The organism is Macellibacteroides sp., assembly GCF_050251695.1.
Taxonomy (GTDB): Bacteria; Bacteroidota; Bacteroidia; order Bacteroidales; family Tannerellaceae; genus Macellibacteroides; species Macellibacteroides fermentans.
Genome location: NZ_JBFWMI010000036.1, coordinates 1 through 24,106 on the forward strand (window position 1 = coordinate 1; position 24,106 = coordinate 24,106).

The 24,106-nt window shown below is 39.7% G+C and carries 15 protein-coding genes; 6 read left to right on the forward strand and 9 right to left on the reverse strand.

The features are described from left to right. Window positions 1-248: 248 nt before the first annotated feature. On the forward strand, window positions 249-638 hold the full coding sequence (locus tag AB7E53_RS07210) for a hypothetical protein (protein ID WP_246303368.1): 390 nt from the start codon (window positions 249-251) through the stop codon (window positions 636-638). Window positions 639-720: 82 nt separating this feature from the next. On the opposite strand, the gene AB7E53_RS07215 is transcribed toward AB7E53_RS07210, so the two are convergent. The 3 genes from AB7E53_RS07215 to AB7E53_RS07225 form a co-directional block, all read right to left on the reverse strand. Next, on the reverse strand, window positions 721-2,622 hold the full coding sequence (locus AB7E53_RS07215) for a transglutaminase domain-containing protein (RefSeq protein ID WP_446774924.1): 1,902 nt from the start codon (window positions 2,620-2,622) through the stop codon (window positions 721-723). A 38-nt stretch (window positions 2,623-2,660) separates the two neighbouring features. After that, window positions 2,661-4,658, reverse strand: a complete 1,998-nt coding sequence (locus AB7E53_RS07220; RefSeq protein ID WP_446774926.1) for a DUF3857 domain-containing protein — start codon at window positions 4,656-4,658, stop codon at window positions 2,661-2,663. Between the two features lie 245 nt (window positions 4,659-4,903). Beyond that, on the reverse strand, window positions 4,904-6,322 hold the full coding sequence (locus AB7E53_RS07225) for an alpha-L-fucosidase (protein ID WP_446774927.1): 1,419 nt from the start codon (window positions 6,320-6,322) through the stop codon (window positions 4,904-4,906). 137 nt (window positions 6,323-6,459) lie between these two features. On the opposite strand from AB7E53_RS07225, the gene AB7E53_RS07230 reads away from it, so the two are divergent. After that, window positions 6,460-6,849, forward strand: a complete 390-nt coding sequence (locus AB7E53_RS07230) for a VOC family protein (RefSeq protein WP_446774929.1) — start codon at window positions 6,460-6,462, stop codon at window positions 6,847-6,849. Between the two features lie 16 nt (window positions 6,850-6,865). Here the strand turns inward: AB7E53_RS07230 and AB7E53_RS07235 are convergent, their stop codons facing one another. Both AB7E53_RS07235 and AB7E53_RS07240 read right to left on the reverse strand, forming a co-directional pair. Beyond that, window positions 6,866-7,165 carry a hypothetical protein gene (locus AB7E53_RS07235; RefSeq protein WP_446774930.1) on the reverse strand — a complete coding sequence of 100 codons (300 nt, stop codon included), beginning with the start codon at window positions 7,163-7,165 and terminating at the stop codon, window positions 6,866-6,868. Window positions 7,166-7,213: 48 nt separating this feature from the next. Then, the gene (locus tag AB7E53_RS07240) at window positions 7,214-9,274 is read right to left on the reverse strand and encodes a hypothetical protein (protein ID WP_446774931.1); all 2,061 of its coding nucleotides are present in this window, start codon (window positions 9,272-9,274) and stop codon (window positions 7,214-7,216) included. 491 nt (window positions 9,275-9,765) lie between these two features. On the opposite strand from AB7E53_RS07240, the gene AB7E53_RS07245 reads away from it, so the two are divergent. After that, window positions 9,766-10,863, forward strand: coding sequence for a helix-turn-helix domain-containing protein (locus tag AB7E53_RS07245; protein ID WP_446774933.1), 1,098 nt, complete (start codon window positions 9,766-9,768; stop codon window positions 10,861-10,863). Between the two features lie 72 nt (window positions 10,864-10,935). After that, the gene (locus AB7E53_RS07250) at window positions 10,936-11,556 is read left to right on the forward strand and encodes a class I SAM-dependent methyltransferase (RefSeq protein WP_446774935.1); all 621 of its coding nucleotides are present in this window, start codon (window positions 10,936-10,938) and stop codon (window positions 11,554-11,556) included. A 74-nt stretch (window positions 11,557-11,630) separates the two neighbouring features. On the opposite strand, the gene AB7E53_RS07255 is transcribed toward AB7E53_RS07250, so the two are convergent. Continuing rightward, complete coding sequence (locus AB7E53_RS07255; RefSeq protein ID WP_446774951.1) at window positions 11,631-12,662, reverse strand: TQO small subunit DoxD; 1,032 nt, start codon at window positions 12,660-12,662, stop codon at window positions 11,631-11,633. Between the two features lie 600 nt (window positions 12,663-13,262). Here AB7E53_RS07255 and AB7E53_RS07260 point away from each other — a divergent pair. Further along, window positions 13,263-13,919 carry an HAD family hydrolase gene (locus AB7E53_RS07260; protein WP_446774937.1) on the forward strand — a complete coding sequence of 219 codons (657 nt, stop codon included), beginning with the start codon at window positions 13,263-13,265 and terminating at the stop codon, window positions 13,917-13,919. Window positions 13,920-14,064: 145 nt separating this feature from the next. Here the strand turns inward: AB7E53_RS07260 and AB7E53_RS07265 are convergent, their stop codons facing one another. The 3 genes from AB7E53_RS07265 to AB7E53_RS07275 all read right to left on the reverse strand — a co-directional run bounded on the left by AB7E53_RS07265 (window position 14,065) and on the right by AB7E53_RS07275 (window position 22,171). Continuing rightward, window positions 14,065-15,000 (reverse strand): sugar phosphate isomerase/epimerase family protein, encoded by a 936-nt coding sequence (locus AB7E53_RS07265; RefSeq protein ID WP_446774939.1) that lies wholly within the window; start codon window positions 14,998-15,000, stop codon window positions 14,065-14,067. Window positions 15,001-15,166: 166 nt separating this feature from the next. After that, entirely contained in the window at window positions 15,167-17,893 is a 2,727-nt protein-coding gene (locus AB7E53_RS07270) for a family 78 glycoside hydrolase catalytic domain (RefSeq protein ID WP_446774941.1), read from the reverse strand. Between the two features lie 135 nt (window positions 17,894-18,028). After that, window positions 18,029-22,171, reverse strand: a complete 4,143-nt coding sequence (locus AB7E53_RS07275) for a two-component regulator propeller domain-containing protein (RefSeq protein WP_446774943.1) — start codon at window positions 22,169-22,171, stop codon at window positions 18,029-18,031. 208 nt (window positions 22,172-22,379) lie between these two features. On the opposite strand from AB7E53_RS07275, the gene AB7E53_RS07280 reads away from it, so the two are divergent. Continuing rightward, window positions 22,380-24,035 carry a carboxylesterase/lipase family protein gene (locus AB7E53_RS07280; protein WP_446774945.1) on the forward strand — a complete coding sequence of 552 codons (1,656 nt, stop codon included), beginning with the start codon at window positions 22,380-22,382 and terminating at the stop codon, window positions 24,033-24,035. Window positions 24,036-24,106 lie beyond the last annotated feature (71 nt).

Below are 24,106 nucleotides of genomic sequence, written 5' to 3' on the forward strand. Positions count from 1 at the left end.
GAGTGGTTTTATTCTTCTAAGATACTGATTTCCAGGGAGATTAAGAAATATTTTAATGAAATAATAAACTGTATAACAACATTTTAACTAAATGAATCAGCAAGTGATTTCAACTACTGATTCGCATAAATAATAAATATATAAATTTGGGAAGTAATTATAACATAATATTAATAAGTATGACTATCCTGAAAGTTGCGGTAAATTCTTTATTAATCTGTTTATTCTTTTCCTGTGTAAGTTGCCAGATGAAACCTGAAGATAAAACAAACTCAGATAAGGCAAAGCAGCTTGTTAACACGAGTCTTCTAGACAAATCTCTTCCTGAAATAAAAGATCTAGTAAAGGGTAAGTGGGAACTGATTAGTGGTAAAAACAACAGCCAATTATGTGAATTCGAAAACACATACATTGAATTTGACGGCGACAATTACATCTGGATTGAAGATGGAAAAAGTGAACCAGGCAAGCTGAACTGGCGTAAATCCGACACAGGAGCAGGCTACGAAGCATTCCTAATGGATGCTTTCTATGAAACAAATCCAGCCTATCCGGTATATATAAAGGGAGATACACTTGCAATTCAAGACTGTACAAAAACAGCCTACTTATATACCCTTGTTAAGTCTGAGGAATAAAAGGACTGTTTTTAGTAAACAGTCCTTTATATCGTAAATAAATAAGTAACTAACACTTTATCATCTTTTACTTGATAAATACTTATTCCATCTTCTTTAGAATTATCTTATTTGCATACCCTTTATTTACTTCACTCCAGAAATTAACAAATGCCGAATAAAACTTGGTATCATATCTGCCGGAATTAATTTGTAGTTTCTGTATAACAGTAATACGCTTTCCTCCTTCATTTTTTAGGATTGAAATAAAGCTTCCAAACGGTTGCTCAATATCAATTGATTTTGGTAATGCCTCTATTGAGTAACCATCAGGCAAATTAAAGCTAATAGTATCGCTATCGGCATATCCATACGAAATATATAAGGGGTGATTTCTTTTACCTGCTGAGAGTGTTTTAACACCTCGACGAAAAATATTGACTGGAACAAATAATCGGCTTCCAGTTTTGGAACTGTACTTGTCATAATCCAACCGATAATTCATCTGCATTACTGGTAAATCAGATTTTAATTCGCTATAAGTAAGATTACTTATGCTTCCTTGTGTTAAATCAATTCCTCTTCGTATAAATTCTTTCTTTTTTTCAAGATCCAGATTTACAAATCCAGTTAATGCCTCATATTGATAAAGTTCACTGTTCTGCTTTACATCCATACTTCCTCCACCATCGCCTGCTAACTCAATATTCACAAAAAGGCTTTCCTTATTCAATGTGTCTGGATATGATGGTAAACAACACACTTCTCCTCCTGTATTTTTTATTAACAAAGCATCATGTCCTGCAATACTACGATGGATATATCCAAAAGGCAACTGGGGGTTGGTACATTCAAGCCACAAAGTATCTTTTTCAAGAGGTACCTGCAAAATTACATGGTTCATCTGATTGGCACTTGCAAAATCATGAATTAACCTTGGATTGACAGTGTTTATTACTGTATAAACAGAATGGATACCCAATTCCTTTAACATTGCAAACATGTAGTTTGAAAGCCCTTTACAGTCTCCAAATCCCAAACGGTAGACCTCAGCTGCTGGCATAGGCTGTAGTCCTCCGATCCCCAATTGAATACTTACATAACGGGATGTTTTAGCCAGATAATCATAGACGGCTTTCACTTTTTCACGATCTGTCTGGCAATTTTTTGATATCTCCGCAAGAATCGGACGAATCGTTTCAGGTAAAATATCTCTACCAGTTAACAACCCATATTGCCATAAACCGAATGTCTTCCAATCAGACATATCTCCCCTTGTTTTATCATATGAAAATTGTCTGGGTACTGAATATAAAATTGGAACAAAAGACGACAACGCATCTGTAAAAGGTTCATTTTCTATTGCAGTACAATTACTTACCATAGTTTCATAGACAGAGTTTTTACCGTCCTGGCTCTTTTTTGGCATTAGCATTTCTCCTTTCGTCTTAAAGATAGGGTCCATCGCATTAGGAAGTACAAGCTGAAAGGAGGCATTTTCAAGTGATTGATTAAAATTGCACTGAGGAATAAACACAGGAAACGCTATGATTCCTTTTTTATACTTCACGTCCCATTCATATACTATGGTATACGGATAAGAAGCTACAGTGCTTTCATAATAGTAAGTTTTACTATCTGAAGCCAACTCATCGGTATATTCAGAGGTTTTTAAGTCAGCCATTTTCATCTTACGAATCAAATTCCCGGATGAATCATAAATTGCTCCATTAAACTTGACCAATTCCCGAAAAGTATCACTCGTATAAATAAAGTTAGCAGACTCCGTTCCTTTTTCATTCAAAACAGTTAACACAAGCTTTTCTTTATGCAATCCACTAACATCGGATTCATAAATAAACTGTAATCTATTTTCTCTTACAACAGAATAAGCATTGGCTTTGAGTGAATCTGCAATTGCAGGCAATATAACTTTTTCCTGAGCAGCTGTGTCTACAATACTAAACTTGAACAGGAACAAAACAAAAAAACAAAAGTTTTTCATACCATAGATTTATTGATAACTGTAATTCACTTATTCGATCAAGACACCTTTTTAAAAACCAACATTTCTGTGTTTTTCTCGATAATTCGCGTCCAAAACTCTCGTAAAGTTTTATATTCTTCTGCTGTATAGTAAACTCTGTCCATGTTAAACGTATAATTTATCACAACCTGTTTATCCGTTTTTGAAACAACATAACTACAAAAACAACCGCCATGCCCTGGTTCAATCTTAATAGATTTTGGAAGTTCTTCAATTACATATCCTTCTGGAATATCTAAAATAGTTCTGATCTTATACGAATAAGGGAAATCAAATTCAATAGGAAGTTTACGATCTTCCTTAATGAATTTATTCTGAGTCAAATGTGGGAAAATCAAGGGGTTTACATAAATAAAATCATCGGTAACCGAAGTACTTTTTGAGAAAGTAAGCTCTTCTTCAAGCAACGGAGAAAACTCCGACATCCCTTTATAAGAACTATTATCAATCTTCATTTCTCCATTCGTCTGAATTTTTTCTATAAATGCAGCACTATCTTTTTCATTGATAAAGACATCTCTTAGTGCAGAGGCAAACTGACCGGCGTAATAAACTTTTCGTTTTCCTTTTAATAAACCGTCCGAGTTAAGCGAGCAAACAGAGACAATATTAACACCATGCTTTCCAATATTACTCAAATCAACCCATGATCCCTGTCCGTTCTCTCTAAAAACTCGTGCTCTGTTAACCAATAATACTGGAGGAATCACATTTATATCTCCTTTAGAGACGGATCCATCCATATACACAAATGTACTGTCAGTATTTCCAATTCCAACAATAAATGTATTCAACTTAGAAACTGATGGATGCAAAACGGGTAAAATTCCCATATCCCTTCTACTTATCATTACTGGGTAAGCGCTTAATCCGGCATCTTTTAGCATGCTAATCAACACAAAGTTTATTTCAGCATTAGTACCTGTTCCGGACTTAATAGCTTTTCTAACATTTCCTCCATAAAAACCATATTGGTTATTCCATGAAATCTTACTTTTGAGCAATTTGTACACAGCCCTAATTCTATCTTCGTCTGTTTTATATGCTCCAAGATTTAAAGCATTTAATTCCTCTTTGTAAGGATTCTGCATTTTAAGAACTGAACCAAATTCAGAATCACCTTTCAGCATCTCATCTATTTTGTCCCAATCGGTTGTAAAGGATTTATACAACACTCCCGGAATTTCTAATTTTGCCAATTCAAATATAACTTGTGCTTTGTAATCATCGGGGCTCCATAAATAGGGCTCATTATTTAATGCTGGCAAGTTTTCGACAGTAAATAAATATTTAGTGGCGTTACAACGGATAACATTAGATCCCTGTGATCCACCTCCTACATGAAACGTCACTGACTCAGGGATTGTTTCTTGTTTTAATAGATCTGCATTTCTTACTTCCTTATTGAATATAAAATATTCCGGAATAACAATTTGATGATTTCCATATATGACTGGAATATTTTGCTGAATTACCATATCATAAATCCTATCATAAAGAGGAGATGTAACTGAATATTTATATTCAATTACAGTACCTGTCTTAACAGACGGTACAGAAAATTTTAGTTGCTTCCACTTACTATTTATCTGTTCTTCAAATATATAGTTTTTTTCAAGTTTAGTCTTTACAATCTTTCCATTATCCAAATTGTAGGCCCAAGCTTCCAGTTTGGCAATGCTTTCTCTAGGTTGAGACTGATCTTCAGGACTATAAAAAGGGATTGTAACATCTGCCCAAGCGTTTCCTTCAGGTTTCAAAACTTTGATTTTGGACTCGAAGTTGTAAATCAACTTAAAATCATCAGAACGGTAATCGTAATAAACATCCGATTTGTTGTATATAAATATTGCTGACGCCGTAGTGTCTTTTTCATAACAACTCATTGATAATTCGTGGTCATTTACTTTACCAAATTTAAAACTAAATTCTTGCGAAAAAACTGTCAGCACAGAAAATGCACTTAATAAAAAAATCAGTAGGTTTCTTTTCATAATTGTATATTCGTTGGTTAAACTAAAAGTTATTTACACCGCTGTAAATATAGGAACAATTTTGATAATACAACCTATTTAGTTAGGATTTATTTTTTAGATATTTTTTTAATGATAATACATAAGATAGACAGGAGTGATGCTTTGACTCATCACTCCTGTCTATCTTACAAAATCCAGATGGCTGAATTTCATTATTCAAAAAAGACTACTTAAAGAAATAATCTTATAAAAATCATATCCGGTTATTTTTTCTCTATATTAAAGACAAAGACCAGAGGTTCATTAAGTTGTTTGGCTTTACGAGACAAATTTACCTTTATTTTATTTCCGTTACGGCTCCATTTCAACTTTTCGCCAGTCTTGAGTAATACGACTGAACTATTCTTTGCTGGAATATTATTTTCCCATTCAATTGTATCCGGCATATCCGCATCTTTGGATGGGATGTAGTGTGCATAAAGTTTGGATCCATCCTTTCTGGCGCTAAACCAAACATTACTTGCGTGGTAAACAGGGGTAATACGGGTGTTATAAATTCCCTCACCATTAACTTTTAACCACCCTCCGATTTCACGTAAAATTCTTTCTACTTCTGGCTCAATAATACCAGTTGGTGTTGGGCCCACGCCCAACAATAGACTTCCTCCTTTTGCTGTTACTTCAACTAAAAGAGCTATTACATCGTTGGCCGATTTAAACTTAGCATTCGGCACCCATCCCCAATCAGAACTTAATGTAATACAGCTTTCCCATGGAAATGGTAATTGTTTATCGGGAATAGCCCGCTCCGGGGTAAGATAGTTCTCATATTTTCCATGTATGGTACGATCAACAATGAGCAGATCCGGCTGATGCGAACGTGCCATTTTTGCAATTGAGTCCATTTTAATATCCTGTCTTGGAGCAGCAACCCAACCTCCATCTAGCCAAAGGATATCGAAAGATCCATACCCACTCATCAACTCTTCAATCTGATTATAGGTAAATTTCTGAAATGACTCCCAACGCTCAGGATGTCTTTCTATTTTGTAATTTACATTTCTGTTGGGAGTAGCATATCTGGGCCACCAATAATATTCACTGTGCCAGTCGGGTTTCGAAAAATAGGCACCAATCATAAAATCCTTTTTTCGGAATGCATCAAACACATACTTGGCAACATTGGCTCTGGCATTATCCTTAAATGCACTGTTCATAACAGAGAAATCTGTCTGCTTTGTATCAAACAGATTAAATCCATCATGATGTTTAGTCGTAAAAATCATATATTTCATTCCTGCCGCTTTAGCAATTTCGGCCCATTGATCCGGATTAAACTCTGTTGGGTTGAATTTATGAATCAGATTATAATAATCTCTTTTGTAATCTTCATATGCAATTGTACTATCTCTTGGAATCCAGTCAACATCTTCAGAACAGATAGACCATGATTCAACAATACCCGGAATGGAATACAACCCCCAATGAAACAGTACACCAAATTTCTGATCTTGCCAAGCATCCAATTTCTTTAAAACACCTTTTTCTTCGGGCCATTGATATTCGGTAGAGCTTTCATGCACAAAGCCTTGTTGTGCTTTTGCCTGATACGAAGACGAGACAAGTAACAAGCTCATAACAAGCAGGGTTACATGCTTTCGTGATATAAATTTCATTTGCATTTTCTCTTTTTTTAGGATTAAATAGTTTACTTATCGTAAGCAAAGGTACAAAATAATAAAAAGCAATATCTTTGTTTATTCAAACTCTTGCTCCTATCTTTGTTCAAGGGATAACCACAATCCGTAAAAAACAAGCCATGAAAATAGATCATATTGGAATATGGGTAGAAGATATAGATAAAATGAGACAGTTTTATCTTACCTACTTTAATACTACTTCAGGAGAGAAATACTTCAATCCGCAAAAGAAGTTTACCTCTTATTTTATTACATTCAACGAAAGTGGATGTCGCATCGAGCTAATGCATCGGCCGGAAATAGCAGATAATCTTTCAAAAAGAGGATTTAAAATGGGTATTGCCCACCTTACCATCAGCGTAGGTAGCAAAGAGACTGTAAACTCCCTTAACGAGCGTTTCCGTAAGGATGGCTACGTTATTGAAGGAGAACCCAGAACATCAGGTGATGGATACTACGAAAGTGTTGTGCTTGACCCGGAAGGCAACTACATTGAAATCCTGGCTTAAACAGTTTAATTATTTCTCAAACAGAAGTATAGAATTCTACTTTACCACACCGGGGACATACATAAAGTTCGAAGGATTCACGGTTGACAAATAATTCAAAAAAATTGCCAAAGAATCCGGGTGTACCTCCTTCGTGAAACTTATATTTCCCTGCGTATTTAAGGGATATATTGCAACGAATGCAATTTATATCACGGTCTCCCTCTTCGGTCTCTGTAATCTTTACATCTTTTTTCTCAATAATACTGTAATTGCAATTCCAACACAGATCATAGCTGTCTTCCATTTCTTCATGGCAATTTGGGCATTCTTTCATTTTATATACTTTTACAGATCATACAATAAATCTATCAGACAACCTTAATTAAAACTTACACTGTAAGGATGCACCATCCTTAATTTTGCTTATCCGGGTTTTCCCTCCTTCAATAAATGTAACTTCCAACCATTTATTTTTCAAACGTTTTACTTCTATATCAAAGCTTGTATCAAAGGCATTTACCCGTCTCAAAGCCATTCTATCCCATTCTTCAGGCAGTCTTGGTGTAACTATAAACGATTTAAAGCCTGTGGGACGGATTCCAAACAAGCCTTCGGTGATTACTCTTCCAAACAAGCCACTTTCTGCAGATAAGTGCCTCTGTCCTCCTTCGGGCCACGCTTCAATAGCGTAAGGAACATGCTCTCCCAGTAATCTGGTTTTCGAGTAATAATTTAAATAATCTGTTGCCAGTTTAGTAGCCCCTACCGTATAAACACCTCTCAATGCATAAAGCGTGGACCTATCCCAAAAAGTATTGCTTCCGGCTTGTGTAAGCAATCCATTCTCTGTCCACAAACGCGGCGAAAACAGGGCCTTAATCGTAGCATCAGCACGTTCATTGATACCTACCGTTAATGGGATACAAATCCACGAGCGGAGCACATCGTTTCCTTTAAAATATGCATAGGTATCAAAGCCTTCCACTGTTGCTCCAAAATAAGCTTCAATTGACTCCCTTAAAATTGCAGCCTGTTTCCTGTAACGCTTACTCACCGCTGGCTTTCCCATATTATCACAAAGATAGGCCGCCGAAAGTAAAGCATCATAGTATAAAGAAGAGGTGCACAAATTAGCATCACCACTGGGAAAACGATTCTCCAACTCATCCGTATCAGAAAGAACCACCCCCTCTTGATTAAGGTTCCTGTTGCAATAGGTAAGGCACCACTCAATCAATGGCCAAAGTTTATCAGCTTCATCCGGTTTACCGCTTGCCAATGCATAGCGGGATGCACCGTATGCAATCATAGCAGCATCTCCCCTATCGCCGGCGCCATTCCAAATATCCAGACCTTCAGCAATAATGGAACTTGGTATTGGTTTCCATTCTTCATTCATAAAACGGGAAAAATGCATGAACGAATTCAGTGCAGATTTGTTTCCGTAGGCATAACCGACAAAAGGGAAATAAGGATTTACGTATTCGGCCTGGTCGTTTGCCCAGATAGCAGCATAATATGATTCGCCACCCGGACCGTGAAGCGGTCCTCCTTTTGTTTCAAAAATACTCTCACAAGCTCTTATTTTCGAAAAAGCAAACATGCGGTTAATGGTGTCATTTGGGGTTTCCAGTTCTAAATTACTCTTCAAAAAACTAATTAATTCCACTCTCTTTTGTTTTTCCACCTCTCCATCAATCTTTTCAATAGGATCATTCATTTTGTACGCAGCAATATATCCCGTAAAAAGTAATGTATCTCCACCGGCTAAATGATAGCTCCCGTTTCGGTTAACTGCTGTTGCCAACCGGTAACTTCCATCTACACCTTCATCTCGAAGTGTTTCTATAACCGACAAACTGGATGGAATTTCTACAGTCACACTGCTCTTTTCCGGATTAATGATACGATAGAGTTCAACTAAAGCAGGTTTATCTACAGATGGAAAATATTCTCTGATTACTTTTAGGTTTCCTTTTCCTCCCATAGTAAAAAAACTTTCTACCCTCAAAAGGCCATCCAAAGTAATCTGTTCCACCTTTTCATTTTCCAGAGACTTGCCATTCACCAGAACCATATTCAATGGATTCCAATTAAATCTTCGCATCAGACTTGCATGCGTATTATTAGGAATTGTTCTAAGTAGAGGCCATATCAAGCTCTTATTAAGTTCAAACTCCTGATCTTGATTCACTCCATAGCGCAATACAACCGACACCCGTTTTCCACTCATTTCAATATGATCGGTATGAGGGTACTTATCCTTGTTTATAATCCATGAAATTCCACCTTCGGAGTTTAAGTTCCAACGATAATTATTAATCCCTTTATCATTATACTTATCTGAAGCATTCAACCCCAATGAACAAAAAATGCTGAGAAATAAAAATAGATTAATAGATCTGCTATTAAAGTAAAGCCTATTTAAAACTTTTGTGTTCATAATCGTTTCATAATTTCGTATTAGATGAGAGCAAAGTTATTAATTATTTTCAAATATATGTACTATTTCCTTTTTGTATGATATCGTTCCTGTTTATTACATAAAAAAGTCCAAAAATTACAACTTAATGCCAGAAATTGTAAATTTGATACATCAAATTTGTAAAAATAGCACATGCAGTAAATGAGTTATCCATAGATTTGCACATCAAATACACATAACAAAAAACTGAATCGAATACCCAATGAAAAGCCGATATCAATGAAAAGAATCCAGAAAAAATGATTCATCAATTTCTAGATACTGATTTTTTTACTCTAAACCGAAGCAACCAAAGTATCTTGGATAAATGGTCTGGACACATTTAGTCATTTTAAGGGGGAAAACTCGTAAGGGATTTCCCCCTTTTTTATTCATGAGATATGTAATCTAAATATTTAGTTAACAAAAGAGATTTTTTTATATATTTGCGTCAAAACTATAAAAAAATAATGCAATATATAAATTTAGCTACAATTTTTACTTTTTCGGCAGCGTTGGTCTATCTGCTTGCCTCTCTGTTGCTCTTTTTTCGTCGTAAAGACGGAGAACGATCACGAGTCATTCTCTCTTGCATCATTATGTTTTCGGTCATCAGCTATACAACACGTTTCATAAATCTTATAAACGGAGAAGTACCCCAATTAATAGTATCCGTCCCGATGTTGGTAGTGGCGATCTTTATGGTAATTAGTTACATTATGTATCCCATTGAGGTTATTTCACCCGGATGGCTCAATTTTAGACGGATACTTAAACTGTATTCTCCTTGTCTTTTCATACTGGTTACATATAAGATCTCCCTTTGGGCAGACATAAAATATACCCCCTACAACACTCTTCTTGATATGGTTTCTCATATCGGAAATTTCGATGTACTGTTCCGCTTTACGCTTGCATTTTTAATCTTTATGCCTATTCTATTTATATTTTTTATTCCATACACCCGTCGATATAACAACACGGATTACGTATGGATAAGAAAGTATGTCTTTACACTATCACTTAATACATTGGCATACATTCTGGTATTAACTTTCGAAAATCCAATTATTCGTTCACTTTACTATTACGTAAGTGTGGGATGCAGCCTTTATATAGCTTATATGGAACTGTTTGTACGCTTAATAAGAAAACCCGTTGTGACGGAGACAGTCATACAAAAAGAGGAAGAGCCATCTGCTCCTTGTACAGAATCATTCACCAAAGTGAAGAACACAATTCTGATCGACAGATTGAATGCCTATATGGAAAATACTTTTGCCTGGCGGGATCCCGACTTATCTCTTAATACGCTTGCGCAGGCTCTTTGTACCAACCGTACAACACTGAATCAGGTAATACAGGACAATGGATACGAAAGCTATACCGCTTACATAAACCATCTGCGTATAAAAGATTTTCTTAACCAGATCAAAGCAAAGCAACCGGTAAACTTTCAGGATGCATTTTTTGATGCAGGTTATCGTTCACGCGCAACGGCTTTACGTAACTTCCGACTGATTACGGGAATGACACCTTCAGAATATTTTCAAAAAGATCAGCAGTAAGCACAAAGCCATTAAAGAGAAAATCCAAATTATTATGTAACTTTGGATTGTTATCATTTAAATTGAATGGATATGAGTAATTTCTGGGATGATAGATACCGCGACGGAAAATATATTTACGGAACGAATCCGAATGCATTTTTTAAAGAGTATATTATTAAACATCCTATCGGCACGATTTTATTACCTGCCGAAGGAGAAGGCCGAAATGCTGTATATGCCGCCCAATGCGGATGGAAAGTAGAAGCATTCGATTTAAGTAAAGAGGGTTGGAACAAAGCCATAAAATTAGCCAATCAACAGAATGTAAACATAAACTACCAGATTGCAAGCTTTGATTCGGTTGAATACAGACCTTCTCAATTTGATGTTATAGCCTTGATATATGCCCATATACCCAAAGAAAACAAAACAGAATTTTTCAGGAGGCTGCTACCATTCTTGAAAACAGGAGGGTATGTTTTGTTTGAGGGTTTTAGCAAGGAGCAACGTGAATATCAAAAACAAAATGAATCGGCAGGAGGCCCCAAAGATATTGATATGTTATTCTCTGAAGATGAGCTGTCAACGATATTTCAGGATATGGAAATTATCAAACTTGAAAAATGTATAACAACTCTTTCAGAAGGCATCGGACATAGCGGAGAATCGGCCATCATACGGATGATTGCACGCAAATCAAACGTAAAATAAGCTGAATTTATAACAAAAAGATATCAGAAGCCTTTAAAAACGCTTCTGATATCCTTTACTATACTTGCCAATCCTTAATTAAGTATTGTTTGAGTCCATGTAATGCCACTAATATCTGTAAGAATCAGGCTATATTCTCCTTTTGGCAAGGTGCTGAATAAATCATCGGCAATACTGATTTCGGCTTTACTCCCCAGAGGAATAATCAAGCTGTGTTTTCCGGGTTTAATTTTAGCAACGTATCGGTTTTTTATATCTGATTCCTGAAATTTCGATAATTCGGCGCCATCCTTTCTAATCAGACTATTACCATCCTTATCTTTTAATTCAATCCCGATAAGAAATGAACCGTATACATCTGCACCTTCCACTCTGTAAACTGTAAACGTAAGTTGTCTACTATCCAATTTTGCGTCAGATATCTCCACAACGGGTTTTACGGACTTATTATGCAACTCACCCCATACACCATTATGGAAATACTGATTGGTGAACAACGTCATACCTAATATGGCTACAGAACCACCAAGAATGATCCGGTTTAAGACTTTAGAGGGTATAGGCAACACACCCGATCCGATCCATGCGAACCAGTTAGACTGGCGGATGGCAGACTTTCTGAATAAGTAGTGATCCATCGAATATACACCTCCACCTGTAAAATAGATGGAAAATCCGGTTGCCATACCCAGAATTCCGATTTGCCATTCATCAAGACAGGTAGTTCCCAGCCATCCGGAGCCAAGTAAAATGCCGGTAGCAAGTGCCAAAACTCCCAAACTCATAAGACGGGTAAATAAACCCAGCATAATAAATAGCCCTACAATGGCCTCAACAATAGTGAAAAGAACCATAGCCCACCACAGTGATTCCGGATTGGAAACTAAATATTCTATAAGTGGCTTTATACCTAACGCGTTTGGCAAAAAGTGATTAAATTTTTCACCAATGTATCCTGCTTCATCGGCGATTAATTTGTTATCGAGGATCAACCTTCTCCAGAATGCCGAAAAATAGGTCCAACCAACCACTAAACGCAACGCAAGAGTAAAAGCTCCGGAAAGTGAGTATGCTTGCTGCAACTCTTTGTTATTTTGAATCATGATATTCCTAAATATTTAAAATTAAACAAATAAAAGATGGATGGATTAAATTGTATTTAATCCATAAAACACATAATCTGTTTAGAAATCAAATAATTAGCTTTCGCTGAAATATAAATATGGGAACTCCGGATTCTCCTCGAAGCTTATTTCCCTCATAAATCACGGATTTAGTTATCCAAATCAGCGAAAGAGTCTCACAATTAGAACGGTTTACAATAAATTTACTTTCACCCTGAGGTTTAGTTTTAGAAAGATGGTCGGTTACCGATACAAAATTCGCAGTTGTACAAACCCTCGAATCAGTAGGTTTAGGCGTGTATACTGATGAATTGAGGGGAATATCAAAGAACTGCTTTATCTCTTGTTTGAGTGAACAAGAAAAACAAAGCAATATTGCCAGGGGTAATAGCAATAACCGATTCTTATTTATTTTATACAACTTAAGCCTCATCATATATAGTAACAGAGAGGGCTGGATTTTGTTTTAACCTTTTCAAATCTCTGTTCGCAGAATAGAATAAAAATAATATTATATTTGACAATTATTATCACGTATAGACTGTTATCTTCATAAAAGCACTCTATAAATTAATACTTAAAATGGCAATGATAAAAGCTATAATATTTGATATGGATGGTACTTTAGTGGATAGCATACCATTCCACAAGGATGCTTGGTTACTCTTTTTAAAAAAGCATGGAATTATACTTGCTCCCGAAGAATTTCAGGCTCAAAACCATGGAAACATTGACGAAATGATAAGAAGATTTTTTGGTCAGGATCTTGAAGAGGATAAAGTCAAAGAGTTGGGACAGGAAAAGGAACGCACTTACCGGGCTATGTATAAAAGTCATATAAAGGAAATACAAGGACTGACTGACTTATTAAATAAAATGAACAATCAGCACATTGTTGCAGCCCTAGCAACCATGGGAGATATGCCCAACATTGACTTTGTATTAGATGAAATAAATATCAGACCCTATTTTTCTTCTATAACCGGAGGACACGAAATAGTAAGGGGTAAACCCGACTCAGAAATATTTAATCTGGCTTTGGCCAAACTAAATTTAAAAACCACGGAATGCATCGTTATTGAAGATTCATTAGGAGGAGTGATTTCGGCATTGAACGCAGGAATCAGGGTCGTAGGAATAACAACTTCTCATTCACATGAAGAGCTACAATCGAATGGTTGCTTTTACACTATATCAAATTTCGACGAATTGGATTTAAATCAGATCAATCACTTATAGATCTTAGTGGTTCCTTAAAAAAGAAAATACTACCTAAGACTTTGCTTTGGTAGTATTTCCCATAAACAACAATAGATCTTACTATGATCTTTCCTGGAATAATCCTTATTGGATACTGATTCTATATTGATCAATCTAAAAGAGATTATTTTACAAACTTGGCATTGGTAAGGTACGCCGCACTCTTTTGTGCTGCTACGAACATCTCATTCATAATCTGTTCCTTCGTATATTTACTACCGTCTGCATTGGTCTTCTCTCTTAATGCTTTTGGAGTTTCGATTTCAACTACGTAATTCTTCATTCCATTCTTATAGAATTGGTTGAATATAGCCTCGAAGTTGATCGTTCCACTTTCGCCAATCACAAATTCATCCTTAATATGTAACATCTCGATACGTTTAGGATATTTCTTCAAATACGCTACAGGATCTTTGCCTCCCTTTGTACACCAATAAACATCCATTTCGAAACACACGTACCGTGGATCTGTATTTTCTACAAGATATTCCCACATAACCTTGTCGCTATCCTTAAGTTTTTTGTATTCGTTGGCATGGTTGTGATATCCAAGTTTCAACCCATACTCTTTTGCAATCTTACCTACACGGTTAAAATAGTTACACATTTGTTGTACATCCTTCACAGTGTAGTCCACATTGTAGCTAGGGATAACAAAATATTTGCCACCACATGCTTTCTGAATCTCAAAAAGTTGACGCCAGCGTTGCATAATCTCATCTTCCTTTGCCGTATCTTCCTGAATACTAGAATGCGTAGAGATGATTTTCACACCGTTTTGATCACAAAGAGCTTTGAACTCTTCTGCAGGAAGTCCAAACACCTTCGTATCTCCACCCCACTGTACCAACTCGAATGCCTTGAAACCCATGCCGGCCAGACGTTCGATCGATGCTTTGGGATTTTCTCTTACTGCATCCATTACTGAGTAAAGTTGAATTCCAACTTTCTTGTTTCCCTTTGCCGAAGCCATTTCTGGAATTGCAAGCATAGCGATTGCAATAGCTACGCAAGTAAACGCAGCCATTAATTTTCCACATTGTCTAAAGAATCTTTTCATAACCTTTTATAAATTAATAGTATAATCTGAGATTGAACACATTTAAAACATTTTGCTCTATTTTGCATTGCAAATATAGCATATCAATTTCCATTCGTATGCTTATTCTTTCAGTTTTCGATCTAATTAGAAGAAGTATAAATAAAAGGCTGTTCCTTTCAGGTAATTATTTACTGTTAGAGAGGTGATAAGTTCCTGATCCAAGTTCAATTTCAATCATGGTTTCATTTTCTGTAACTTTCCGTACACCCTGCTGATTCGGAGAAGCTAGATTCAATTCTTTCGGGAGGCGGACTAAGGCAGAAGTATTGCCGGGAATGGTAATATCCCATGAGAAGATATCCCCCTCTTTGCTCCATTCACTCCGGATTTCTCCGTAAGCCGACTTATAAGCAGCTTTCACATGACTCAAACCTTGGGGGAATTTGGGTTCCATCAACAGCTTTTTATAAGCAACCGAGCCCGGCGCACATTTGATTCCTGCCAGATCTTCGTAATACCAGATTAACAAGTCACCCAGCAGCATCACATGATTCCCCGAATTCATGGCAGGATCAGCTGTCTCTCCGTTCCATAGCTCCCAAATCGTGGTCGCACCATTTTTAACCATATGTCCCCAGCTGGGATAGGTCTCGTTCGTTGCTATCTTATAAGCCAAATTCACATTGCCATATTGGGTAAGTCCCCTCATGAGCTGCTGAATACCTAATACCCCGGTGCTTACATGTCCACCAAAATCAACTTCAGTCTTCTTTACTATATTATCGAATACTTTAGCTTCATATCCCTCGGGCACTAAACCCAATTGAAGCGAAAGTATGTTGGCCGTAACCGTATTGTTGCCGTACAATGCAGAATCTTTATTGAAGAAGCGGGTATTATAGGCCTCCTTAATTTTGGAAGCAAGATCCTTATATCCTGGTATATCTCCTTTGTTTCCTGAAATCTCTGCGAACTCGGTCATCAGATTCAACAAACTGTAATACATGGTTGTACTCAGAATCGCACCATCGGTCTTACGGGCCGGATCCTGCGAGTGGATTAATTGCTGCGATTCCGGCGGCATGCACCAATCGCCGTACGTATCCTTGGTAAGAATATAGTCCTTCATGGATACCTGCTGGATATGTTCCAGGTACCGTTTCATGGAAGCATAATGTTTTACAATCGGATTTGTATCACCGTACTGCTTCCATAACATCTTCATTCCATAGAAATAAGCTGCCGGCCAGGTCACATCGTCGTTGTAAATGGTCCAATACCTTGGCGAAACATCCGAGATACTTCCCTCCGGACTTTGAGAATCTTCAATATCCTGCATCCATTTGCTATACAGAGAGGCATTGTCAAGCACAAATGCTTCGCCAAAACAACCGGTCGACCTGTCTCCCAGCCAGCCCTGACGTTCATCACGTTGGGGACAATCGGTTGGCATTCCGCGATAATTACCACGGATACCCCAGAAAGCATTTTTGAATACCTGGTTTATAATCTGGTTGGACGTTTCGAACTGTCCGGTTGTTTCCATTTTATCGTAAATCACTCTACCCGTAAAAGCGGTAAGTTCAGGCTGGTAATCGAGTCCGGAAATCTCTACGTAACGAAATCCGTGGTAAACAAAAGAGGGTTCCCAGCTAAAGTCTCCGTCTTTGGCAGGCGTATATACGTCCGTAACCAAAGCCGAACGGATATTTGCCAGATACAAAGAGCTGTCGGGATTCAGAATCTCTGCAAACCGGAAGCGGACAGGCTGATCTTTCTTTCCTGTAAGATTATTGATTTTAAGCCATCCCACCATATTTTGTCCCATGTCCAGAATATACGTACCATCGGCACGTTTGGTAATTTTTACAGGCGACACCTCATCCTGAACCTGTATATTTGGATTGGGCTGTGCCGTAAGTTTTCCAGCCGGTGTAGTCATGATATCAGCCTCTTTCCAATTGGAATCATCGTAATTGGCAGACTCCCAACCGGGAAGTTCCAACCGGGCATCATATTCTTCGCCATCAAATTCATTGTTGGCAACAATCGGGCCGCGCGAAGTTACCTTCCACGACTTATCGCTAACCACCACTTCGGCAGATCCATCGGTATACTCAATTTCAAGTTGTGCCAGCAGACGGGGCAGACCAAACATCATTGTCTCGGACTGTCGCATGCCGAAATAACGTCCGTTACCCAACTTTACACCTACCGTATTTGTCCCTTCCTGCAACAACGAGGTAACATCGTACACATTATAATACACCCTATTCGGATACCACGAAGGCATGGGGGCAAAAACATCTTCGGCCACACGCTTACCGTTCAGATAAGCTTCATACGATCCCAGTCCGGAAATATACAACACAGCGCGTTTGACTGCAGCCTTGTTCTCGAAAGATTTACGTAAGTAACGGGCAGCCAATCGTGTGTTGCCCTGATCTGTTTCGTTAGGGTTCGAGATTGAATCTTCGCCAATCCAGGAAGCTTTCCAGTCCGAATCATTCAGAAAAGCCATAGACCAGTGCTTCACATCACTCCAATCGGTAGCACCCTGATTTGTAATCACTTTTACTCTCCAATAATAGACTCCCTTCGACTGCAGAAGTTCTCCACTGTATGGAACAAGAACCGACTGGTCGCTTTGCACCTCTTTCGAATCAAAAACAAGCTCTTTGCCCTGCTGCAGATCTTCAGCAGAACGAGCCACCTGAATCCAATAGGATTGTTGCACTAAATCGGGGTTGACAGAGGTTATCTGCCACGAAAAACGGGGGGTCAAAACACTTACTCCTTGTGGATTTTCCTGCATTTCTACCTTAAGGGAAGTTACAGCGACTCCTCCGCCCCTGCAACCGACCAAGATGAATGCTACTAAAATTCCAATGCAAAACAATGATTGTCTCATACTTCTGATAGGATTAATTCTCGGTAAAACAAATCTGATTAGTAACAAATAATTTTACAAAACTAATCTATTAAATCCCATTCAACTTTTCATAAATGATAAAACAAGTTCGTTTCTTGCCAGAATATTAGTAAATTAAGATTTATGGTAATCACTGGGACTCGTACCGAAATGTTTCTTGAAGCTGGCTGAGAAATGAGACAAGGTACTAAAACCAGTCATATCCGCTATTTCAGATACCGTATATTTTCCTTCGTTTATAAGTTCCGCCGCCCGATTAAGCTTATAAGTCTTAAAAAACACACTGGGATTTACACCAGTCAAACCTTTTACTTTATAGTAAAATTTTGTACGTGAAATGTGCATCAGCTCCGTCATACGAACCACATCCAGTTCCGGATTAGAGAGTTCATTTTCCATCAAGTGATACAGGTCGGTCATAAAGGCATTATCCTGCGGCGAAAGGATGTTTTCGTCCATCTTATCCGTTTGAGTAGATCGACTGAGAATATTCCTTACCTTATCCCGGTTTTTAAGTTGAGAGTTGATCAGGGCGAGCAGATAACCGGGATCGAATGGTTTGGTAACATACGCATCAGCACCGATATTGAGCCCCTCCACCTGATTAGCCAAAGTGGCCTTGGCTGTCACCAATATAACGGGAATATGGCATAACTGCAAGTTATCTTTAACCTCCCGGCAAAGACTGTAACCATCTTTATCGGGCATAACCACATCGCTCAGGATTAAATCCGGCGCCTCTTCCTGCATTGCCTTCAGGGCACTATCTACATTGAAACGGCAGATAACACGGTAGTGTGGCGATAAAAGTGTTTTCAGATAATGTACCACCTCGGTATCATCGTCCACCACAAGTATATTCTTACGTTCTTCTGCACCCTTTGGTTGCTTATCAGTGTCAGAATAACCCAACTCCTTCAGATCTGATAATTTATGATTATCGGAGCGATCCGACTCGTATTCGTCATCCAGCGGGAAGATATCCGACTGCCTTGTCTGCCTCGACACTCGTTCGTCTTCGGTATACGCGCAATCATTTACTGGTAGGATAAAAGTAAATACAGCTCCACCTCCCTCGTCCGGAACAGAAGCCTTAATGTGTCCGTGATGCAGCTTAACCAGGCAACGGGCATAATACAGCCCAATTCCTGTTCCCCAGTTGTAGTAACCTTCCGTTTGATTTGCCACCTGGTAATAACGCTCAAATATCTTTTCAAGCTGATCTTCCGGAATACTTTTCCCGGTGTTGGCGACACATATCTTTACGTATTGCATATCTTTCGCAGACTCATTTAGAGTAAAAAGAGATGCCGCTTCCTGCTGATTAATTAAATCAAAAGTCACCTGTATACTTCCACCTTCGGGCGTAAATTTCAGCGCATTAGACATCAGGTTGGCAAAAACCTTGTCCACATTATCCTCATCCATCCACATAAGAAACGTATCCTCCATTCCGCATGTATTCAGAATTATACCTTTATCACGTGCGCTCAGTGAAAAGACATCCACCTGCCGTTGCAGGGTAGCGATGATATCCATTCTTGCAACCTTCAACTTCAGACTGTCATTCTCCAGTTTGTTGAAGTCCATCAATTGGTTTACAAGACGCAGCATACGCGTAACACTTCTTTGAACGATACAAAGAAGGTTTTTATTCTCTCCTGTAATGTCCGGGGCATTGCAAAGCTGCATAATGGGAGCAGAAATCATAGTAAGGGGCGTTCGGAACTCGTGTGAAACATTGGCAAAGAAGCTCATGTTCATCTGGTTGACACGCTGTTCCTGCTCTTTCTCCAATTTTGCCAGATGCGCCGCCTCTCTTTCGGCTTTGATACGCAGCAAGGCCCGCAGGAAAAGAAGGACGACAGCCGCCGCACAGATGAGATAGATCGTGTAAGCCCACCAGGTGTTCCAGGGAGCGGGCTTCACGATAACACGAATCGAACTTTCGGTGTCTACGATACTCTTGTCGTTATTTGTTATCTTCACCCTGAAAGTATAGGTTCCAGCAGGCAGATTTGCATAGTAGGCTTCGCGGTTGTTGCGGGCATCCACCCAATAATGATCAAATCCTTCCAGCATATAGTGATAGTGTACCCGTTCAAATTCGCAGTAATCCAGGGCGGTAAATGATATACTGAATCCGTTCTGGTCGTGACTCAGTCTGATATCCGGCCGGTACGATAGATGTTTATCAATACAATTGGCCTCATTGGGATGTATCAGCCGGTTGTGAACCTTCAAATCCTCGAACAGCAACGGGACATGCCGTTTTGCAGGGACATCCAGCGGATTAAAGAAAGTAAGTCCGTGCGTTCCCCCAAAAAGCATCGTTCCGTCGGGCAGGCGACAAGAGGCCCGGTCGTAAAATTGGTTCCCTCCAATTCCATCCGCAGCAAAATAGTTGGTAAAAGTACCAACGGAGCGGTCGTATTTTCCAAGGCCATATAGCGTGCTCACCCAAAGATGCCCCTGTTCATCCTCTTCAATACTGGAAATATCCAGACAGGGACTACCCAATACAGGCCTTAATTTTCCGGTCGATGGTGTGTAACAAAGTAAACCGTTACTTACTGTACCTATCCATATATCACCCCGGCTATCTTCATGCAAGGCCGTTGGAATAAAAACAGAACGTTGGATGCTGCCTTTCATATCCTCGTCGGTTACCTCCAACCGGCTAATCTCATCACTTTCACGATTGATCAGCTTCATCGGTTGATAAAAAGCAGCAACCAGCAAATTGCCGTTACGTAAAGGCAATAGACCGGGTATAAAGATAAACCGGGTATCGAATGCCTGAATTGTACGAAATTGAGTGTCGCCTTGCTTAAGAGCATATACATAAGGTGTAGCCGTGCCGATCCAGATGGTTTTGTGTTCATCCTGGGTGATTGACATTGGCAGAAATACCTGAAACCTGCTCTCCACTTCCAACCGTCCGTTTACGTAACGGCACTTCAGTACCACGTTATCTGTTACAGTCATCCAAATCGCATCACTGTGGTCCACTAATAACTGATTTACATGCACAGCTTTCTTGCTGGCCTGTGGCAAAAGGCGATCCAAATCTATCGACTCCATCTTCTGGTTCCGCATATTGTAAACGAACAGTCCGTCCATCAGGGTTGAAATCCACAGATCCTGCTCCTTACTGACGGCTATAGACACAACCGATTTATTTTCCAATCGCGAGCGCAGGTAATTATTGTTGTTGAAACGCTCCTTATAGTTGTAACAAACGGTGTAACCCTGATCAACGGAACCTATCCACAAATTCTGTTGCGAATCAGTAAACAGCTGGTTAATCTTAAAACGAGGCACCTCAAAAGGAAAGCCATCTTCACTCTGATGAGTCACGGTACCCTCCTTATAATTATAGCAGAACATCCCGTATTTGGTCGTATTCAGCAACAATGCATGTGAACCATAAGGATGAATATAATCGATTTCGGCCGAGGCCAGCTGGGGATGTCTGGCAATTGCCTCCGGAACAGGGCGGTACTGGCGGGTTCGTGTGTCGAAAATAGAAAGAGTTTGGTTGCCTGTAAGCCAAAGTTCGTCGCCATGCATAAAAGAGTGATAAGGGTAACTCTTTGTGGCTACAGAATCCAAAAGTTCCATCGTTGATGCGTTGTACCTACGTAACGAACTGTAATTTACCACCCACAGGTTGTTTTCATTATCAATATGACATTCCGTATTGAAGGTATGCTGCGGATCAAGATCCGTCAACACACAATCCAGTCGGTTTCGGTCGGAATTGTAAACAAAAAGCTGTTGCTCGGTAGCCATCAGAATATGCCCCTCGCGGTTCTCCATCAGTTGGTGAATATTTTTGTTTTCATGATCGAATGGAATACGCTGAAAATTATCCTTATCGGTGTAGATGCAGACTCCGTTTACGGTTGCCACCCACATCCTGCCTTTCGAGTCAAGTAAAAGGTCCGTTATTTGATTATCCGGTAATCCCGATGAGTCGTCCGTACAAAAATATTGATGGTATTCGTGCACGTTATATCGGTTCAGTCCGCGGAAAGTTCCCACCCAGATGTAACCTTGCGCATCCTCGGCAAAGGCTTTGATCTGTTGGTTTGAAATATCGTTCGTGATGACCGGGCTCTCTGCTCCGGCACTATATCCTTGTCCGGTTTCCGGTTCGGAAGGGCGGCAGGAAGAAAATATGCAGATAAAAAGCAGCAGCCACAGGTGTGCACCGAAGGTGTTTTTTCTGTATGGATAATCAGCGATCAACATAGTCCGATTTGTTTGTTCCGATGCGAAAATAAGCATAATAATCGGGCTACAGCTTGTAGCAGACTCCATTTGAACAAAAGAACAAACATTTGAACACATAGAACAATCATTTTGAACGTAAATGAAAACCGTTTGAATGCATCAGACAATCCGTCCGGAGGAAAGGGGGTAATATTGCCGAAGTAATAATCAAGAAAATTATGCTACCATGAAAAAACTATTTTTCTCATTGCCGCTACTCACGGCGGCCCTCCTCCTGTCCTCTTGCGGAGGGATTGTAAAAGCTGACAAGCAAGAGGCGAAGACTGATGGCGAAGTCCTCGCGTCGGACACCAATGCAATTGCAGAAACTGAATCCGGAACGGTGGCCGGATATCAGGAAAACGGTGTGTACAAATACAAAGGTATTCCGTATGCCAAAGCCGAACGCTTCATGCCTCCTCAACCCGTTGCAAAGTGGGAAGGAATCCGGAGCAGCCGTGCCTATGGTCCTACTTGCCCACAGGGCAAACGAGCAGGCTGGTATCACGACGAGTCGGCTTTTGCCTTTGACTGGAACGACGGGTTCCCCGACGAGGACTGTCTGCGTGTAAACATATGGACTCCCGGATTAAAAGACGGAAAGAAACGCCCTGTCATGGTATGGCTTCACGGCGGAGGTTATGCTGCAGGAAGCGGACAGGAATTACCATCCTATGATGGAAGTAACCTGGCAAAGAATGGAGATGTAGTTGTTGTAACCCTTAATCATCGGCTCAACGCGCTGGGCTTTCTGGACCTCTCTGCCTTCGGAGACAAATATGCTAAATCGGGCAATGCAGGGTTACTCGACTTAGTTGCAGCTCTTCAATGGGTAAACAAGAATATTGCTTCCTTTGGAGGCGATGCACAGAATGTAACCATATTCGGACAGTCGGGCGGCGGAGGCAAAGTCTCCACCCTTCTTGCCACACCATCGGCCAAGGGGCTGTTTCACAAAGCCATTATACAGAGCGGTTCAATGTTGCGAACAATGGAAGCAACGTATTCACGCCGTATCGGTACGGCCGTGGTGGAGGAATTGGGATTAAAACCCTCTCAGCTCGACCAGTTGCAAACAATACCCTACGAAAAGTTACTTGCCGCCGGCGAAACGGCTATAAAGAAAGTAAAGGAACAGGCCGAGAAAGAGGGTATCTCCTCCTTTATCTTCGGATGGGCGCCAACGGTAGACGGCGATGTGTTGCCCGCACAACCTTTCGATCCGCAAGCTCCGGCACAGAGTAAGGACATACCTGTGATGATAGGAACCACACTGCACGAATTCACCATGAGCACCTATGTGCCGGCCTACAGAACCATCACAAAAGAAAAAGCCGTAGAGATACTTAAACAGAAGTACGGCGAAAAGACCAACGATTTCCTTACTGCATTTGAAAAGGCATACCCCTACTATGAACCCAAGGATCTGTTGGATGTAGATGTAATCTTCCGTCCCGGTGCAGTAGAACAGGCACGTCTGAAGGCCGCTCAACAGGGAGCTCCTGTCTATATGTATCTTTTTACCTGGGAATCACCCGTAATGAATGGCAGCCTGCGAAGCACACACTGCATGGAGATTCCTTTTGTTTTCGACAATGTAACACGTCACGCCAGTATGACCGGCGGGAGCGGCAAAGCGCAAATACTGGCACAGAAAATGAGCAGCGCCTGGATAAATTTTGCACGGACAGGCAATCCCAACCACGAAAGTCTGCCCCAGTGGGATCCTTATACAGCCCAAAAGGGTGCTACGATGTGCTTCGACAATGTATGCGAAGAAAAGTATAATCACGACAAGGAGTTGATGGAGCTGGTAAAAGCATTTCCAACCCGCGGCTTCTGATCCGTCGTAAAACCATACCACATTTTAATGTAAAGAACGTAAACTCCCGGCTTATTCCCTGCAAAGGCGGG

Excerpts from the sequence above, each read along its gene's own strand:
- AB7E53_RS07225 (WP_446774927.1), bottom strand. The coding sequence starts at position 6,322 with ATGCAAATGAAATTTATATCACGAAAGCATGTAACCCTGCTTGTTATG.
- AB7E53_RS07230 (WP_446774929.1), top strand. The coding sequence starts at position 6,460 with ATGAAAATAGATCATATTGGAATATGGGTAGAAGATATAGATAAAATG.
- AB7E53_RS07265 (WP_446774939.1), bottom strand. The coding sequence starts at position 15,000 with ATGAAAAGATTCTTTAGACAATGTGGAAAATTAATGGCTGCGTTTACT.
- AB7E53_RS07275 (WP_446774943.1), bottom strand. The coding sequence starts at position 22,171 with ATGTTGATCGCTGATTATCCATACAGAAAAAACACCTTCGGTGCACAC.
- AB7E53_RS07220 (WP_446774926.1), bottom strand. The coding sequence starts at position 4,658 with ATGAAAAGAAACCTACTGATTTTTTTATTAAGTGCATTTTCTGTGCTG.
- AB7E53_RS07235 (WP_446774930.1), bottom strand. The coding sequence starts at position 7,165 with ATGAAAGAATGCCCAAATTGCCATGAAGAAATGGAAGACAGCTATGAT.
- AB7E53_RS07250 (WP_446774935.1), top strand. The coding sequence starts at position 10,936 with ATGAGTAATTTCTGGGATGATAGATACCGCGACGGAAAATATATTTAC.
- AB7E53_RS07280 (WP_446774945.1), top strand. The coding sequence starts at position 22,380 with ATGAAAAAACTATTTTTCTCATTGCCGCTACTCACGGCGGCCCTCCTC.
- AB7E53_RS07240 (WP_446774931.1), bottom strand. The coding sequence starts at position 9,274 with ATGAACACAAAAGTTTTAAATAGGCTTTACTTTAATAGCAGATCTATT.
- AB7E53_RS07215 (WP_446774924.1), bottom strand. The coding sequence starts at position 2,622 with ATGAAAAACTTTTGTTTTTTTGTTTTGTTCCTGTTCAAGTTTAGTATT.
- AB7E53_RS07260 (WP_446774937.1), top strand. The coding sequence starts at position 13,263 with ATGGCAATGATAAAAGCTATAATATTTGATATGGATGGTACTTTAGTG.
- AB7E53_RS07245 (WP_446774933.1), top strand. The coding sequence starts at position 9,766 with ATGCAATATATAAATTTAGCTACAATTTTTACTTTTTCGGCAGCGTTG.
- AB7E53_RS07210 (WP_246303368.1), top strand. The coding sequence starts at position 249 with ATGAAACCTGAAGATAAAACAAACTCAGATAAGGCAAAGCAGCTTGTT.
- AB7E53_RS07270 (WP_446774941.1), bottom strand. The coding sequence starts at position 17,893 with ATGAGACAATCATTGTTTTGCATTGGAATTTTAGTAGCATTCATCTTG.